Raw genomic sequence first — 17266 nt, 5'->3', positions numbered from 1 at the left:
ACAAGCTATAGCGGGATAAAGCAATATAAATTTAAGTTAAGCAACTTTTTTTTGAAAATATCAAAATAGCGATTACCTTTGCAGTCCTCTAAACATGGAGAGCATGTTAAAGAGGGGATTAGCCGCGTTGGTCAATCGGCTAAGACGCCTCCCTTTCACGGAGGAATGACGGGTTCGACTCCCGTACGCGGTACCAACGTAAAACAAAAAAGGAACATCGGATGATGTTCCTTTTTTGTTTTACAACAAATCCAGCACTTAGACAACCGGCTGTTGTACTAACCAATTCAAATAAGCAGGTAATTGAGTTCCCAGATAATAAGGAAGATTCATCAATAAGTAAGGCTTCCTGTTAGCAGTAACTGCTTTCTCAAGAGAAAACACACCGCCATACATTCTGACGGCATAAGAATGGTCAACAGCATCTATGAACTGATGAAGTGACCGAAGTGTTCCAGTACTACCAGATTTTATTTCAATTGGAATCAAATACTCTCCGTTCACCTGCACTAAATCAACTTCTGCGTTTGATTGAGACTTCTCTCTTACCCAAAAATGTGGATTATTAGTAGATACCTGTTGTAATGAAATAATCTCCTGTGTAATCAGGTGGGGAATCACTGCTCCCTTGTAAGTATTGCTCAAATCACCCATACTTAACATCTGCGCTTGAATAGCCAACGCATAGTTCACAAGCCCTGTGTCCAATATCTGAAATCTTGGTGACTTTTTAAGATCAGCTTTTGGAGGAGGCTGTAAATCAGTGGTCGGATAAATCAGACGAATAATTTTTGCATCCTCAAGGGTCCGAAATGACTCTCCTACCTCTCTGGATTTATACGATGAATTCCCAAATCCCTGAAATTTAACCCGCTCGTCCAAGTAGAGAGGAGCTGTGTCCATGATATGTTTGATTACCTTTCTTTCTGTATCATTGGTGGTATATTTCTCAACATCATTTTTATATGTTCCCCATATACTTTCATATATTCTTGTAAGGTCGGCAAGGTTACTTTTATCAATATCCGTTTTAATAACTTCAGGCATTCCTCCTATAATAGCATATCGATGAAACGTATCCATTAATATCTGATGAGCAACGGGCCTGATGGGAACTATCCTTAACTGTTCAATAAGCTCTCGCTTACCAATCGCCTCTAGATATTCTTCGAAGTTCATCGGATGGAGGTATAAAAATTCAACTCTTCCAACTGGAAAACTTTTCACTTTTTGAATTGCAAATTCTAATAAGGATCCGGCACAGATGATATGTAACATCGGCATTTCTTCATAAAAAAAGCGCAACATTTGAATAGCCTTAGGACATTCCTGTATTTCATCTATAAACAACAATGTATTACCAACCTCTGCCAGGGGTATACCATAAGTAAGGAACAAAGACTCACTAATCATCTTAACATCGTCAAAATCTTCAAAATACTTTCTGTCTGCTCCTTTTTCAAGATTAAGTGTGATGAAATGACTATAAAAACCTGAGAAGCTATTAACCAATGTGGTTTTTCCCACCTGCCTGGCACCTCTGATAATTAGTGGTTTGCGAGTTTCTCGACTTTTCCAGTCCAGGAGATATGCTTCAACATTTCTTTTAAAGGCCATAGATAATTGTGTTACATAACAAAGGTAAACAAACCCAGAATATGTAACAAAACAAACCCATTTTAGCAAACAAATTGTAACAAAACACACTCAATCAACTTGAAGGCTTAAAGTTGATATATGTCTTTTCGATATTTTATACCCTAAAGATCATATGTCGCGTACGGTTAAAATCTTGCACAAAGAAGTTAGACACCTGTCCGGCCCGTTGTACCAACAGGAAAGGTTGCTCAATCGGGCAACCTTTTTTAATTCTATTCACGCCGGACTATTTTGGTCATGGCACATGAAAAGGGGACAATACAGCGTATCGTCCCCTTTTATATTTTATGCCTACAGACGGTTTAATCATTAAAATGGTACAGAAACACCACATCGCCTGTGTAAGCCGGCTTTGCTTTACCTTTAATATTGAGGGTGGCGCCAATTATCACTTTCGTAACCCCTCTTAAATTAACTATGGAGTTGAGTTTCGCTTTCAATTGCACTTCGTCGTTCACTAACACGGCCTCACCAAATTTGAAATGCTCTATACCATAGTTTATTTCCATCTTAACATTGCGGATGTCTGCAATCTGCTTCCACAGATAGGGAATTAACGATAAGGTCAGATAACCGTGTGCAATAGTGCTTTTAAAAGGTCCATCATTTTTTGCTCTCTCCTCATCGCAATGGATCCATTGATGATCAAGCGTTGCGTCGGCAAATTTATTGATCTGCTCCTGATCTATTTTATGCCATTCAGAGCTACCTATTTCTTTACCCTCGAATGCTTGATATTCTGCGAAACTGTTGACGATGACCATAATTTTCCTTTTTTTAATCTTTAAAAATACAAGAATCTGACGATACAGCATACTTCATTTTTTATATATCAGGCCGCATTTCATTTTCATTCGTTTAAGATACCTGTCAAAATCCTACGCTGTACACCTTTCTTCATGTCGTCTTTTTACCTATTTTGCTATTCCAATCCCTATACAAGATGAAAAAAACAATCCTGTACCTCTCATTATTTTTGTTTGCTAACACAACTAAAGCCTTCGCCCAATCGTGGATAGACCAACTAAGAACATTCAGAGATGCAGTATATCAGAGAGATAAAGAAAAGGCTAAACAGTTCTTTAATTTTCCCATGTCTGATCCGGGAGACGGATTCTGGGAAGTCGCAGAACAGGACGCCAAAGGAGACACCCGTACGCATCTTGAGAGATTACACGAAAAGCAATACGCCCTGACAGAAGAATTGTTTATTCTCTATTTCGACCAGATCTTTTATAAAACGTTCGTTAAGTCCTTCCTCAAGTTACCGACGAAAATGCTTTATGAGAAAGGCGAAGCGGGTGTTGTTGACCTTACAGATGATAAGATCAATTTTTATGGTATGTCGGCACGTTATGATTCAGCTGACAACACCCTAACCCTGAGCGTAATTGGCCGTTCTGAAGAAAAAGATGAGAACGGAGAATACTTCGAAGGCGGAGGCGAGTACGCCTACATTTATCGGTTCAGGATCATAAATGGACAACTGAAATTTGACAAATTTTACCGGGCAGGATAAGCTCTATTACTTACTGATCAAAATATCCGAACGGAAACTGTACTCCACGGCGCAGCAGCCACTACAGGAACATTTACGGTTACTACTTGCATAAATCAAGTATTTCTACGCTTTTCAAAAACTTTGGAAGCATGTAGTTTTGTTTCTCACAATTCCACAACGAGCAGCTATTTTTTTAACCCCAAACATTACACATCATGAGTTTCACAAATCTTCACGAACAGGTTATCCAAAAACCTTTTGTACAGGAATTAGCTATCTGGAACAAATTTTACTCGAGTACAGTACTTAACTTTAACATGGAAGCGCAGACACAGTCTAACTGGTGCTGGGCGGCGACGTCCAAAAGTGTTTCTTTCTTTTATTCTGCACTGCTGAACCCGTGGACACAATGTAAGATCGCATCTGCAGAACTCGGACAGACCTGTTGTACATCACCAGTTCCCGGCCCTTGTAACGTACCATGGTACCTCGACAAGGCACTCACACGTACCAAAAATTTCGTCGAAATAAAAGGTGGTACGATAAGCTGGGAAGCTGTTAAGGCACAGATCGATGCAGGCCTGGTAGTCGGTACACGAATCGGCTGGTCTGGCGGTGGCGGACACTTTATGGTCATTTACGGCGTATCAAAAATATTGAGCACAAAGTATTTCCATATTGATGATCCTATCTATGGTAAGAGCATACTCACCGTTAATCAGTTCTCTACCAATTATCAGGGCAGTGGTTCCTGGACACACACTTATATCACGAAAAAACATTTTTACTTTATGTGGATCAAAGATCTCGTATTCAAACCGGAATTACTCAAGCCAATCCCTGAAGTTCGTCCGCTGATACGTTTACAGCGCCCTAATCTGAAGGTTGACAAGAGCGCTGCCGAGCTGGAATTGAGCTTTGCACATCACGCATATGTTGTGGGATTGAAAGATATCGACAAGGATATCACCATCCCGGAAAGACCTAGTTCACTCCGTGTGATAGAGCTGGATCAAAGACAACCGGTAGCGCTCTATGACCTCGCTACTACGGAAGATGATCCACAGGTATTGCAGGTAAATACCGATGACGAATACCTCAATCGCATAGAGAACGGCATGGAGAAGATCAAATCCAGTCTGCAGGAGAAAGAAATTGAAGGAGAAATGAGGGTACTGAAATTCCCGGCCCTTAATCTCGAAGCACTCTGGTTACGTACAGAAAATAAAGAAAATGACCGCTACTATCTGCTTCGTCACTTCGGCCAGGAAGATACTGTGCTCAATGAAGGCAGCTTCAAAGAACTGATCTTCAGACAGAAAGCAGTAACTGAAAAACAGGATGACCTTATGGGCGCCTAATATTACAGATCGCCAGCCGAAACGGCTGGCGATTCCTTATATTTACAATTGCAATAACATATACCCTATACTATTTACTTTAGATCCAATGAAAGAAATATTATTTTCTATCTATACAGCACTGCAATTCCTTCTTCTGGGCTTCGTCTCTTTATTTCATTGGATACATTATTCCGGAATACAATAAAAACTGGTTGATGATTATTTTACATTAATCGCTGCTACGAGCTTTTCAGCTGTAATATGGGACGAAGCAGGATTTTCTCCTGTGATCAGCAATCCATCCTGCACTGCAAAAGGCGTCCATTTTTGTTCAGCCTTCTGGTAGTTTGCACCACGTCCTTTCACCATATCTTCTAAAGAGAAAGCCGCTTTATTGGTTGTCTGTCCGGCTACTTCTTCATCATTGGAATACCCAGTTACTGTTTTACCTTTCAGCAGGTATTCGCCACCTTTAGTCTTTACATTTTTTAATGCAGTAGCAGAGTGACAAACAAAGGCAATCGGCTTTTGCTGTTCAACGAATGACTGGATCAATGCAATAGATGTTGCGTTATCCGGCATGTCCCAGGTTGGACCATGACCACCGGAATAAAATACTGCATCAAAATCCTTTGCCTTTACACTATTGAGCTTAACGGTGTTGTCCAGTTTTCGTTTTCCTTCCTGATCGTTCAGAAGTTTTTTAGCATCAGGAGCAATAAACTGGTCGCTGATACTTGAAGGATCAATAGGCGTCTTTCCTCCTTTGGGAGAAGCTACTGTAACTTCAATACCATTTTCAATCAGATGATAATAGGGAGCGGCAAATTCTTCCAGCCACAGGCCTGTTTTAGTACCGTCACCTGCTGCATCAACAGATGTTACTACAATCAGGACTTTTTTGGATGTAGATTGTTTCTTAGTCTGAGCAGTAGCTGTCATACCTGTAAAAGCTAATGTTAATAAAGCCATAAATGCTGTTGCGTATCTGATCGTCTTTTGCATATATTTATTTTTTCACAAAGCTAAGTTCACAAAAGGCCCCGGTACAAGGACCTAGCGCACACATTTCATGTGATGTAGATCACATGATTATTTTCACTAAGTTTGAGTCATTGAATATATCTGTATGCATCCAGCGCTTAGAAAACATTTTGAAGAATTAGTCGAACTGACCGATGCTGAATTTGAGCGCATATCAACCTGCTATCATCTTAAGAAATTCAAAAAGCACTCCATCATTCTTCAACCCGGCGATACCGTTAGCCACGAATATTTCGTTTTAAAGGGCTTGTTAAAGACCTTCATGATAGATGACAGCGGGAAAGAGCACATCCTGCAATTTTCTATGGAGAACTGGTGGGTATCCGATTATCAGGCGCTACATACAGGCGGTAAATCATCCTTTATCATTCAATGCCTCGAAGATGTGGAATTACTATACATATCATATGCTGACAGAATGCAATTGTGCGATGAGATGCATCAGTTCGAGCGTTTTTGCAGGTTAAAGATCACCAATGGATTTATCAGCATGCAGAAAAGGGTAATGGCCCTGTTAAACAACGATGCACAATCCAGATACCAGCAACTACTGGAACAATACCCTTCCCTTTTTCAACGGGTGCCTAAAGCCCTTATTGCCGCATATATCGGCGTATCCAGAGAAACACTCAGCCGGCTGCACATCTAAACAAGCACACTAACTCACTATCATCCAATACATTATCCTGAAAACTCATTCATGAAGGATATTCTTATTTTATAATTTTTCATCACCTCTTTACCTGAACTGCCAAAAATTATTTTATCGGTTTAGGCGCATATTTCATAAACCGGTGTATATTTGCGACAAGTCGTATCCGAATTATCCAATTAACAGAAACAGATTATTTTAATGAAACATTTAGTTATTATAGGTGGAGGTTTCTCCGGTTTTTGGAGTGCCATGAGTGCTGTAAGACAGAGCCGTGAACTTGGCAAAGCCAACGATCTTAAGATCACCGTTATCAACAAGGATAACTATTTAACAAACCGTCCGAGACTTTATGAAGCACATCTGGACACTGTACGCATTGATCTTCAGCCATTATTAAAGCCATTAGGTGTTGACCTGGTGACCGGACTGGTAACTGGCATTCAACCAAAGGAACAAACCATTGCGGTAAAAAAAGACGCTGAAGACTTAACTATGCATTATGACTACCTGATTGTTGCAGCGGGTAGCAGGTTAAAGCAGCCTGAAATACCAGGTAATCACCTCATACACAATGTTGATCAGTTCGAAGGTGCAGACAATCTGCACAAACATATAGCACAACTGGCAGCAGGCAGTTTTACAGGCGAAGGCGCTAAAACCGTTGTAGTTGTAGGAGGAGGACTGACCGGGCTGGAAACAGTAACCGGCCTGCAGGAAATTGCAGATAAATATACTTCCGATAAATTGAGGATCATCCTGATTGACCGTCAGCCAGAACTGGCAATAGGTTATTCAAATGAGGCCAGAGAATATATCAACGAAGTGCTGATGAGCAGCAACATTGAACTCAGGCCCGGCACCTTACCTGTTAAGGTTGATGAAGATTACGCATATCTATCCAATGGTGAGAAAATAGCAACTAAAACAGTTATCTGGACTGCCGGCTTTGAAGCCAGCCCATTGAATAAATTCCTCGATGGTAATAAGGATAACATGAACAGACTGGAAGTAGACGAGCACTTCAAACTGCCAGGCTACGGCAACATTAGTGTAACTGGCGATGCCGCACTATCAAAACCAAGCGACGGTGTTTATGCTACCATGTCCTGTCAGTACTCCCTCTTCCAGGGTAAGTGGTCAGGCCACAATGCGGTAGTTGACATCTTCGGAGGAGAAAAACTTCCTTACAAACAATCCACCTACGTAACCTGTGTAGACCTGGGTCCTCAACGCGCTATGTTCACTCGCGGATGGGACAGACAGCTGGAAGTAAAAGAAGACGCAGGCAAGAAAATAAAAATGGAGATCAATACTGTATGGGTAGTACCATCTCCGGATCCAGAGGCGAACGTGGCCGCGGCCGCCCCGGTAGATCCCGCTTTTTAGTATCTTTGGGGCTTTCAAGATCTAATATTGTATGCCGTTACTGGGAAAAGGAGTTGAATACGCGATCCATTCGCTGTATTACATGATTGACGCGCCGAAGGACAGGATCATGACAATTGCTGATCTGGCCACCTTTCAGAATATTTCTGAAAGTTATCTGGCAAAGGTTTTCACGCGATTGCAGAAAGGCGGACTTGTCCGCTCCAACCTGGGCGTTAAGGGTGGCTATGTATTGGCAAAAGACCCATCGGAGATTACCTTTTGGGATATTGCAGTAGCCGTGGAAGGCAGGGTCTCCTTGTTTGAATGTCATGATGTAAGCTCTGGCTGTATACTTTATAATGGTAACGGCAAAAACTCAGACGAGGTGTGTACCATACACGCAGTTTTCCTGGAAGCAAACCAGAAACTGGAAGCCTACCTGAAAAACAAGGACCTGCGTTGGTTGCATGCGACCCTCGCCAAGGTTATTCCAGATACATTCCTGAAAGAAGCAGATAACTGGTTCAATCTTCAGAAATTAAAAGCCAAAGATTAAGGATCAGCGCGAATATCTTCGCGCTGATTTTTTTTGCACCCATGTAACCCATTGTGATTGATCCCCGATCATGTCCTCTTAAAAAAATCCCACCACCATATCAAAGTATCCCCCCTCTTCAAATGTCATTATACAGGAATGTTAAAATTTCCACCTTCAAAAAACCATTATTCTATGAAAAGACTCACAATTCTAATCGCAGCAATGGCCCTCTTCGCCAGTTGCAGCAAAGAAGCTACCAAAACAACCGCTACCCCCGACCCAACTTCAACAAACGATGACGGCGCCCGCAAAGTTGCCGCTGCTGCTGCTACCATCAGCTTCAGTGGTTATACATGGGATGTGAGAGATCAGGGGTCTTCCGGCCCCGGCCCTAATTACTGGAGCTCAGGCAACGTATGGGTGGACAGCGAAGGCCATCTGCATCTGAAGATCAGAAAAGACCCCGCTACCGGCAGATGGTTATGTGCAGAAGTAATTTCCAGACAAACCTTCGGATACGGTTCCTATGTATGGAAAATAGAAGGCGCTGTCGATAAACTGGACAGGAACATTGTACTGGGTCTGTTTAATTATAAAGCAGGTGACAACGGACATCATGAAATAGACATCGAGTTTGCCCGCTGGGGAAACAGTGCATGGCATAATTTCAATTATACCGTGTACCCTGCTACCGGCTCCGGCAACGTATCGCAGACATATGAACTGGCACTGAACGGCACTTATAGCTCTTATAAATTCACGCGTACCAGCACTGCTGTATCGTACAAAGGCTATCATGGTCATAACCTGGATGAAGCGAATTCCTTCTTCCCATGGACAACACCGGCCGGATACAATGTGGGCACACTGTCTTTACCTGTACACATGAACCTCTGGTTATTTAATGGTAACGCACCATCCAATCAGCAGGAAGTTGAAATAATTATACACTCATTCACATTTACGGCGGCGTAAGTGTTTTAAGTTTTGTAATGGAGAGGGTTACGCCAGGAAGGTTTCTACCTTCCGGTTAACCCTTTTCTTATAACAACCGGAGCTCCTTATTTTTATCGGCGCAGATCAGGTCGCGGAACATAGAAACCTTACAGCCTGTTTTTAGCTTAAAGAAGCGACTGAAATGAGCAGGACTCTCGAACCCAAGACTATAGCCTATTTCCTTTGCAGATTTATCTGTGTAATACAGATATCTTTTAGCTTCCAGTATGATCCTGTTATGTATAAGTGTTGACGGCGAAGGGCAATTGCAGATCCTGAAAAGATTTGTCAATGTCTTTGGGGATCTATTCATGGCCTCTGCATAAAAGATCACTTCATGCTCCTTTCTGAAGTTGATTTCCAGTAACAGATTAAACTGCCGGATAATATCCATCTTATCTTCCGAAGAATGCTGATAACCCGCTGTCTGCCTCCTGGCGATCCGTGTAACATTAATAATAGCGCGCTTTAACAAAGTACGCAGCATTTCCCCCTGCATACTATCTTTCAGTTCCATGTCTTCCAGAAAGAGTTGCTCAATGTTAGTAAGACTTTGCATCTCCTGCGGGGTAAGAGGAATGAACATCGGATGCTTAATTCCATAAAATATAAAACCTACACAACTCACTTCTGCATCGTGATCCATGATGCAATAAAACTCCCTGTTGAATTGCCAGGCAAGTAACAGTTCTGGTTTTTCAAATGTAAAATGCTGATTGGCCACCAGGGGCAGTACCGAATGGGCGGGCATGGTGTAAACAATTTCATCGATCGTGACCTGCTGTTCACACCCTTTGTTAATGACGAACGTATTGATCGTACTCTTCTGACCGTTTATTGTTCCTTCCCCCTTCAAAGAGTGATCGTTCACTCTTACCATAAAACGGCCCGATGTCGATTTATCAGTAAATTCCAGTTGCATGTTGTATGGCATTTATATCACTGGATTAAAGATGCCATAATATAGAGGAAACAGGAATGTCCAGACTTCCCGGAGAGATACAGATTTTTCCCTTAATGTACGTTATGGGGCTTTTTTTTATAAAAGAAGGGAAGCCCCGTTACAGGGCTCCCCCGTCTATAGCATAGGTCATTTAATGGTCACCTTCACTATATTATTGATAGCGGGAAGGGTCGTAAAAGCGTTGGGGTTAGGTATCTCGCTGATCGGTTTATTCTCGGCAGATGTGCTTCCTCCAAGATTAAACTGTGCATTACCTGCACCTGGGAACTGGTCGATAGCTGTTCCATCATCAAACAATTTAATGCTGGTCGATATATCCCCGGTCTGGGTAGCATCTACGCCGTTATCAGCAGATGCAAAGAACCAATCATTTGAAAAACCGTACATAGTGGCAATTGCAAGGCGGTCGCCTTTTACAACGTCCAGGTCCTGCGATACTACGCCTCCTGCCTGGTTGCCTATAACTGGTAATAATACTTTTGAAGAAGGCGCCGGGAGCACATATACTTTCTTCACTCCATTCAACTTTTCAAGTGCTGCCGCAAGTATGCTTGCATCACCCTGCTGTGCAAGGTTTTTCAAACCCTGTCCTCTATCATTTTCGCCCGTTTTATAGATCGGATTATCAACTCCGTTATACACTACCACCAGGACGGGCGATAATGGCGTGAAGATGCCCGTATTGTCTTTTACGTAATCATATAGCTGCGAATTATCTCCGGATTCTGCCAGCGCGGTCAAGCCGTTCGCTGTAGCCTGGCCTGCCTTATAAAGCGGTGCATCGTTCAGCAGCTGACCGCCCGCAATATAGGACACAGCCCATACTCCGGGGCTAAGGGGCGTTTCATTAGCCGTACCGCCGGAAGTGTTGGTCAGGGTCAATGTAAAGTAGGAATCTCCGTCATATTTCAATGTAGCTTTTACCAATGATGATGCTGGCAGGTAAGTATTACCCTGCGCATCCGCACCGTTCACTTCAGTGATATCTTTTGTGTCTGCCACTCCGGGATGGTTAACGGTAGCTCCAGGTTTCTGGTTGATCCTGGTGCCATTATCCCATAGTTTTACCTGGGCGGAAACATCTCCCTCAATAGGCTCCTTTTTCTCGTTATACAGGGCGATGCCCGGATTAGCAGGTGCGAAGAACAGATCATTGGACCAGCCGTACATGGAAGCAAAAGTCACTGTCTGACCAACTGAGGCGGAGAAATGAAAACTAACAGACTGACCGGGCAGAATTACTGGTGGTGTTCCCTCTCCTTTATAGGTTCCTGACTCCACCAGGCTTCTGGAGTTCAGTACGTTTTCAACGGTGATCGTTCTTTTCTGGGTGCTTTCTCCAGGATTATTATCATCGTCTTTGTTGCAGGCAATAAAAGTGAGCGGCAAAAGCGCTGCGGCTATCCAGCCAAGGCGTATGGTATTCATTATCATGGTATTCCTTTTTGATATCAGGATAACCACAAAATTATATGCCTGCTCCGGGCCTGGGAATGACGGTCCTTCCCGAACAATTGACAAAAGCGCCCGTAATAGAAAATTTACCGCTGCATTTTGTCTATTTCGGAGAACTTTTTTTTAAAAAGAATGCATAAATTGAGAATTGAACAAGTTTTTATTAAACGTATTCTGATATGGAGAGCAAGGCTAAAATTATTTTTTTAGCGGACGATGATCCTGAGGACCAGGAAATTCTTAAAGATGCCATTACAAAGTTAGATCCCAACACCGACATTCATTCTGTAATGGATGGGCAACAGGCTGTTGAATACCTACTCGGCTGCCCGGACTCGTGTTTACCGGCGCTTCTTATTTTCGATTATAAAATGCCCATTTTTAATGCTATAGAGGTGCTGGAACAGCTACGGGACATCCCCCGGCTGCAATCCATTCCCAAAGTTGTATGGAGCACATCTAACCAGGCTGAGCATGTAAGAAGCTGTATGGAAAAAGGGGCCGTTCAATATTTCGTCAAGCCCACAAAAGCGGAAGAACTAAACAACATTGCCAGACAAATGCTGGAAGTAAGCAATAGTTGAGCTTTTAATCACAGGGAATGTAAATATCAAACCTGGCGCCTTGCCCGGGACTACCGTGTGCCCTGATCACGCCGTGGTGATTTAAGACGATCTTTTTACAGATGGCGAGTCCTATTCCGGAGCCTGAGATGCCCGGCTGGACGTGTAATCGCTGAAAAAGCTCAAACAGCTTCTCAGCATAACCTGGTTCGAAGCCAAGGCCATTATCGATCACGGAGAACTTATAATAGCAGCTCTCAGACGGGTCCGCAACTTTTCCATCAGGCAATGCTGCTGATCTTTCAGCAGTAATAACGATATGTGGTTGCCGTTCCGGGTGCCTGTATTTTAACGCATTCCCAAGCAGGTTATCGAACAGCTGACTGAATTGAAACGGAATAATACGCATTACAGGAAGATTGCTAACCTCAATGATCGCATTATTCTTTTCAATGGTGTCATGATGTGATGCGATCACATCATGAACGATCACATTCAGGTCTGTCTCCGTCATTTCCTGGGAAAAAGAAGAAGCCTGCGAGTATGTGAGCAGATCATCTATCAATCCCTTCATTCTCGCAGCGGCATTGATAGACCGGTTCAAATACTCCAGACATTTCTCAGGGAGTTGCTGACTGGCATTATCGAAAATATAGCTATTGTAGAACTGAATTTTTCTAAGAGGTTCCTTCATATCATGGGCCGCAGCATAGGCAAATTGTTCCAGCTCTTTGTTCTGAAACTCCAGCTCATTCGCGTATTGCTGGATCTTATCTTCGGCCAGCTTCTTTTCCGTCAGGTCACGTGTTACCTTGGAGAAGCCTATAACGTTATGTTCTGTATCATGTAAAGCTGTAATAACAATACTGCCCCAGAACCGGCTGCCATTTTTTCTCATTCGCCAGCCTTCCTGTACAGCTTTACCTGTACGCGTCGCTTCTGCGATCAATCTTTGAGGCAGATTCCTGTCCCTGTCTTCCGGCAAATAAAAGACGCTAAAGTGCCTTCCAACGATCTCTGACTCATGATAGCCCTTGATCTTTTCAGCGCCTTTATTCCAGTTCTGGATCACGCCCGACTGGTCCATCAGGAGGATCGCATAATCTTCGACCTCTTCGATCATTTTATGATAGCGCTCTTCACTCTGTTTCAATTCGTCGGTCAGACTTCTATAGCGTAAGATGTGCTCTTCAATTTCCCGTAATGAGGCAGAAACATCCGGTACTTCCTGGAAACAATGCAGCACAGCGGTCATCTTCCCTTCCTTATTCTTCAGGATAATAAGATTTCCTTTAATAATACTCCTTGAACGGTCCGGACGTTCAAGCACGACCTGCCAATCATCGCAACGTATGCCCTCTTTTGCCATTGCTACCAGCGTAGCCGCGTTGAGCGACAGATAATTCCCATCTGTCGTATAATACGGGAAAGCATCTTCGTAACCGGTCTGCTCGTCGTTTATTGCGGGTCTTCTCCCCCATAACCTCGCAGCAGCTTCATTATAAAATGTCATGTTTCCCTGGGCGTCATATAGGCAGACGGCCATTGGCAGCAACTGCAGAAGATCCAGTTGCAGTACTCCTGACTCTGTAAAAAATGAGTTTGATATGGCTGTGTTAAATCCGCGGTCCATTCCTTGAAATTAAATAATACTACGTTAATTTTGGCACGATTTCCTGATGTTGCATTATTTGATAAACGGCTACCAGCCTAATCTGTATAATGCCTACCTTTATTCCCTTTTTCCAAAATACAACACTCAATAGCTATCACATGAAATTCAATTTTGCAACAATGATCGCGCCTGCGGCTATCGCATTATGCATGACAGCCTGCAATAACCAGCCTGCTGCATCAGAACATAAAGCTGACAGCACCGCTACTCAACCAACAATTACAGAAGAAACTGTCGCTATTCAGGCAGATAGCGTAACACTGAACAGCATAGTAGCTTTCAGCGATGATACTACTGCTAAAAAGCCGATCGTACTGATCGTACCGGAATGGTGGGGATTAGACGATTATGTTAAAAGCAGAGCTAAACAGTTTGCTGAACTGGGCTACCTGGCTATCGGTATAGATATGTACGGTGGTGGCAAACATGCCGACAATCCTGATCAGGCAAAAGCATACGCTATGCCGTTCTATGTCAATCCCCAACTGGGCTTTAGCAGACTGCAGGCAGCCCTGGCAAAAGCTAAGACTTATCCGCAGGCAGATACTACCCGTATAGCAGCGATCGGCTACTGCTTCGGTGGTTCTATGGTATTAAATGGCGCTAAACTGGGACTGCCAGTAAATGGCGTTGTTAGTTTCCACGGCGGACTGGCAGGCGTAGTACCTGTAAAGGGCCTGACGAAGGCACAGATCCTGGTATGCCATGGTGCAGCTGATCCGTTTGTAGCACCACAGGAAGTAGCTACTTTCAGGAAACAACTGGATTCTCTGAGCATCCCTTACACTTTCAAAGAGTATGCTGAAGCTACGCATGCCTTTACCAATCCGGCATCTACCGCAAACGGCAAAAAATTCAATATGCCTATTGCTTACAATGCTGCAGCTGATACCGCATCCTGGAACGATATGCGCACCTTCTTCGGTGTAATATTTAAATAAGGAAATAAGCATAAAAAAAGGAGTGTCTCTTACCGGGACACTCCTCTTTTTTGTCTGCCCTTTTGCAGCGCGAAAGGAAGATCATTCAGATGCAAGCAGTTTAATAACCATAGCCCAACTGGTCTGAACGTCTTTCCCCCAATATTTTGTAGTCCTTCTTTTCTAAGGCTTCCACAACTTTAGCCCTGTCTTTGTAGAGAGACCTGTGATGGAAATTATAAATGCCTAACCCGATATGAAAGAAGATACCGCTGATGATAATGATGCGTAATACTTTTATCACAAAGGCCTTCTTTGAAACCAGCCATTCATAACAATAGAAAGAATAGATCATCGGCAATGGCAACAACATGCAAAAAGTATGTGAGGACGGTCCTTTGATGGAGAAGAAAAAGCTCGCGAACACCAACAGGAATGTAAACAGATTTAACCATCTCATTTTTTTCCACTCTTCATTGTCCGTCTTGATGAAATAAGAAAGGATAAATAATCCGACCTGTACAAATCCTACTATCAGCAATAAAAATATGAAAGGTGTGACCCACATCTGTTCTTTCATTACTTCCCATTTCTCCTGGGAATTACCCATTACGTAGGGCACTTCAAAAGAAGCAAAAGACCAGTACCTGGTTAGAATAGTTATAATATTGCCGGCATTCTTCCAGTTGAATACAATGTTGGATGCAACCTTACCAGCCTGGGAATCGGGGTGCAGCAAGGTAGGTATAAGTGTCAGGGCGCCAACAATTAGTCCTGTCAAGTATACAAGCACCCGAACAGATGTACTTTTAAGCCCTGCCATGCGATAAGAAAACAACATTGCTACTCCTGCATATGGCAATAACAACACCCAGGACATATGCAGCTGCATGATCATGGTTGTTGTAAGACCCATTACAAAGAAAGCCAGTACCGGAGAAATGAACTTGTCTTTACTCATCGGCAATACCTCCAGCAGGCAGATAAAAAAGGGAATAGCCAGTGCTATTGCATAAGATGGGTTTACGACCCTCGTACTGTAATATAATGTCCACGGGGTGGTCATACATAACACCCAAACCATCCAGGCAGGAACTCCCTTTACCCGGCGGGTAATATAGTAAGCCAGTAAAGAAAGGCTGGCAAAAGACAAGATATTAACAATCAGAGTAGGCATTTCAGGTAGCCTGGCAATATAAAAACCAGCGCTTACGAGTATTCCTTGCAGTCCTCCGGGAATCTGGGTATTCGTATACACGACATCCGGGCCATAAGTAGGCCAGGTACCAGTGGTAAAGGACTTTAACCCTATCAGGTATATTTGTAATTCGTCAGGGAACCAGAATTCCGAGCACAAGCCATAAATAACCCGGAATATAAAAAGAGCCAGAAGTAGTAGAAATAGGTTCTTCCTATTCATAAGTAGTAGTTTGTTGATTGCGGCGGGGCCAAATTACATAACTTTCTCAATTGTTCCATTTGGAATTCTATGAAAGCCATCGCTTTATCCCCTGATGATTCAAGGCATGTACACCTGTTTTTTCAATCGCCCCGGTTGCTGATCTTACCGGGAGGAAATTAAACATATGTAATTCTTCCATAGAAAAGCCATGACTGATCAGTCATGGCTCTGTACAATTTGTAAATAAGATATTATAAGCCAACCGCTGCGCGGCTGGTCAGCATGAATGGTAAGAGGATAATTGTCTATTCACCGAGTAACAGGTCATATAATTCTTTGGCCATTTTCTGATAGCCTGGTACATTGTCGGGTTTGATGAAATGTTTCAACGCACCCATTTGCTGACACTTTTTCTCTTCACTGCCGCTATCTGAAGCTGAGTATGTTACGACAGGAATTTCCCGGAAAGCGTCATTTCTTTTGATATAATACAGGACATCATATCCATGTCCTGCTGCGGACAGGATCACGTCAGGAAATAAGATATCAGATTCCTCCATGATATCTTTGAGGATCTTTCCATCCTCTGCCACGGCCACCACATTAAATAGCCCGGTATCGGCAAATGACTCCTGTATCAGGACCTTACCATTTGCATCGTTTTCTGCTATAAGTATGTTCAGTTTTCCCATAGTACCACAAAGGTGATACATTCTGTGCTCTTTGAAAATATTTAAAAAAAATTTTGCGATTTAAAGTATTTCCCTACCTTTGCAATCCCAAACGGGAAAAGCCGCGTTGGTCAATCGGCTAAGACGCCTCCCTTTCACGGAGGAATGACGGGTTCGACTCCCGTACGCGGTACCAACGAGGACGGAGATAGTACGAAAGTATTATCTCCGTTTTTATTTTGGGGCAGGTTCCCCGCCTGTTGGGCCATGTCGAGGAACACTTCATTTACGCGCATGGTTCGACACTGGTCGTTTTTCCGGTTGTAGGACATTCCTTCAGGAAAGAGTAAAAATTGAAGTTGTTGTTTTTCGGCGTAGGCTGCTAAATCCCATGTGGTGGCTAAGTTAGAGGCATAATGGATCAAGTTGAAAACTTGGGGGGAAGGTTAAAAAGTTGTTGTTTTGCAGCTCATCAAGAACCATCAGTTTTGGATCAGGCATACCGACAGTTA

At 43.0% G+C, this 17266-nt stretch carries 16 protein-coding genes and 2 tRNA genes; 10 read left to right on the top strand and 8 right to left on the bottom strand.

Translation table 11 applies throughout. From position 1 onward, the window contains the following. Positions 1-121 precede the first annotated feature (121 nt). A tRNA-Glu gene (locus tag C7475_RS32225) sits at positions 122-196 on the top strand. Between the two features lie 62 nt (positions 197-258). Here the strand turns inward: C7475_RS32225 and C7475_RS32220 are convergent. Both C7475_RS32220 and C7475_RS32215 read right to left on the bottom strand, forming a co-directional pair. After that, positions 259-1617 carry an ATP-binding protein gene (locus C7475_RS32220; protein WP_110057558.1) on the bottom strand — a complete coding sequence of 453 codons (1359 nt, stop codon included), beginning with the start codon at positions 1615-1617 and terminating at the stop codon, positions 259-261. Positions 1618-1961: 344 nt separating this feature from the next. Continuing rightward, complete coding sequence (locus tag C7475_RS32215; protein WP_233260040.1) at positions 1962-2474, bottom strand: MaoC family dehydratase; 513 nt, start codon at positions 2472-2474, stop codon at positions 1962-1964. A 128-nt stretch (positions 2475-2602) separates the two neighbouring features. On the opposite strand from C7475_RS32215, the gene C7475_RS32210 reads away from it, so the two are divergent. After that, the gene (locus C7475_RS32210) at positions 2603-3178 is read left to right on the top strand and encodes a hypothetical protein (RefSeq protein WP_110057557.1); all 576 of its coding nucleotides are present in this window, start codon (positions 2603-2605) and stop codon (positions 3176-3178) included. A gap of 197 nt (positions 3179-3375) precedes the next feature. After that, positions 3376-4521 (top strand): papain-like cysteine protease family protein, encoded by a 1146-nt coding sequence (locus C7475_RS32205; protein WP_110057556.1) that lies wholly within the window; start codon positions 3376-3378, stop codon positions 4519-4521. A 201-nt stretch (positions 4522-4722) separates the two neighbouring features. Here the strand turns inward: C7475_RS32205 and C7475_RS32200 are convergent, their stop codons facing one another. Continuing rightward, positions 4723-5508, bottom strand: coding sequence for a type 1 glutamine amidotransferase domain-containing protein (locus C7475_RS32200; protein WP_110057555.1), 786 nt, complete (start codon positions 5506-5508; stop codon positions 4723-4725). Positions 5509-5632: 124 nt separating this feature from the next. Here C7475_RS32200 and C7475_RS32195 point away from each other — a divergent pair, with 124 nt between their 5' ends. The 4 genes from C7475_RS32195 to C7475_RS32180 all read left to right on the top strand — a co-directional run bounded on the left by C7475_RS32195 (position 5633) and on the right by C7475_RS32180 (position 9083). Next, a complete protein-coding gene (locus C7475_RS32195) occupies positions 5633-6196 on the top strand; it encodes a Crp/Fnr family transcriptional regulator (RefSeq protein WP_110057554.1) in 564 nt (187 codons plus the stop codon). A 204-nt stretch (positions 6197-6400) separates the two neighbouring features. Next, complete coding sequence (locus C7475_RS32190) at positions 6401-7588, top strand: NAD(P)/FAD-dependent oxidoreductase (protein ID WP_110057553.1); 1188 nt, start codon at positions 6401-6403, stop codon at positions 7586-7588. Between the two features lie 31 nt (positions 7589-7619). After that, on the top strand, positions 7620-8126 hold the full coding sequence (locus tag C7475_RS32185) for an Rrf2 family transcriptional regulator (protein ID WP_110057552.1): 507 nt from the start codon (positions 7620-7622) through the stop codon (positions 8124-8126). Between the two features lie 174 nt (positions 8127-8300). Continuing rightward, on the top strand, positions 8301-9083 hold the full coding sequence (locus C7475_RS32180; RefSeq protein WP_110057584.1) for a glycoside hydrolase family 16 protein: 783 nt from the start codon (positions 8301-8303) through the stop codon (positions 9081-9083). Between the two features lie 67 nt (positions 9084-9150). On the opposite strand, the gene C7475_RS32175 is transcribed toward C7475_RS32180, so the two are convergent. Then, positions 9151-10026 (bottom strand): AraC family transcriptional regulator, encoded by an 876-nt coding sequence (locus C7475_RS32175; protein WP_110057551.1) that lies wholly within the window; start codon positions 10024-10026, stop codon positions 9151-9153. A gap of 168 nt (positions 10027-10194) precedes the next feature. Further along, positions 10195-11496 carry a spondin domain-containing protein gene (locus C7475_RS32170; protein ID WP_110057583.1) on the bottom strand — a complete coding sequence of 434 codons (1302 nt, stop codon included), beginning with the start codon at positions 11494-11496 and terminating at the stop codon, positions 10195-10197. 206 nt (positions 11497-11702) lie between these two features. Between C7475_RS32170 and C7475_RS32165 the strand changes: the two genes are divergently transcribed. After that, on the top strand, positions 11703-12107 hold the full coding sequence (locus C7475_RS32165) for a response regulator (RefSeq protein ID WP_110057550.1): 405 nt from the start codon (positions 11703-11705) through the stop codon (positions 12105-12107). A gap of 4 nt (positions 12108-12111) precedes the next feature. Here C7475_RS32165 and C7475_RS32160 read toward each other — a convergent pair whose 3' ends face one another. Further along, positions 12112-13719, bottom strand: a complete 1608-nt coding sequence (locus C7475_RS32160; protein ID WP_110057549.1) for a PAS domain S-box protein — start codon at positions 13717-13719, stop codon at positions 12112-12114. A gap of 140 nt (positions 13720-13859) precedes the next feature. Between C7475_RS32160 and C7475_RS32155 the strand changes: the two genes are divergently transcribed. Next, positions 13860-14702 (top strand): dienelactone hydrolase family protein, encoded by an 843-nt coding sequence (locus C7475_RS32155; RefSeq protein WP_110057548.1) that lies wholly within the window; start codon positions 13860-13862, stop codon positions 14700-14702. A gap of 100 nt (positions 14703-14802) precedes the next feature. Here C7475_RS32155 and C7475_RS32150 read toward each other — a convergent pair whose 3' ends face one another. Both C7475_RS32150 and C7475_RS32145 read right to left on the bottom strand, forming a co-directional pair. After that, a complete protein-coding gene (locus C7475_RS32150) occupies positions 14803-16101 on the bottom strand; it encodes a hypothetical protein (protein ID WP_110057547.1) in 1299 nt (432 codons plus the stop codon). A 287-nt stretch (positions 16102-16388) separates the two neighbouring features. Then, a complete protein-coding gene (locus tag C7475_RS32145; RefSeq protein ID WP_110057546.1) occupies positions 16389-16796 on the bottom strand; it encodes a response regulator in 408 nt (135 codons plus the stop codon). Between the two features lie 79 nt (positions 16797-16875). Here C7475_RS32145 and C7475_RS32140 point away from each other — a divergent pair. Further along, positions 16876-16950 (top strand) — tRNA-Glu (locus C7475_RS32140). The last annotated feature ends 316 nt before the right edge of the window (positions 16951-17266 follow it).

This window comes from Chitinophaga sp. S165 (assembly GCF_003182155.1).
In the GTDB taxonomy this organism is placed as follows: domain Bacteria; phylum Bacteroidota; class Bacteroidia; order Chitinophagales; family Chitinophagaceae; genus Chitinophaga.
Note: the sequence above shows the minus strand (reverse complement) of the source record. Positions and strands in the feature narration are given on the sequence as shown.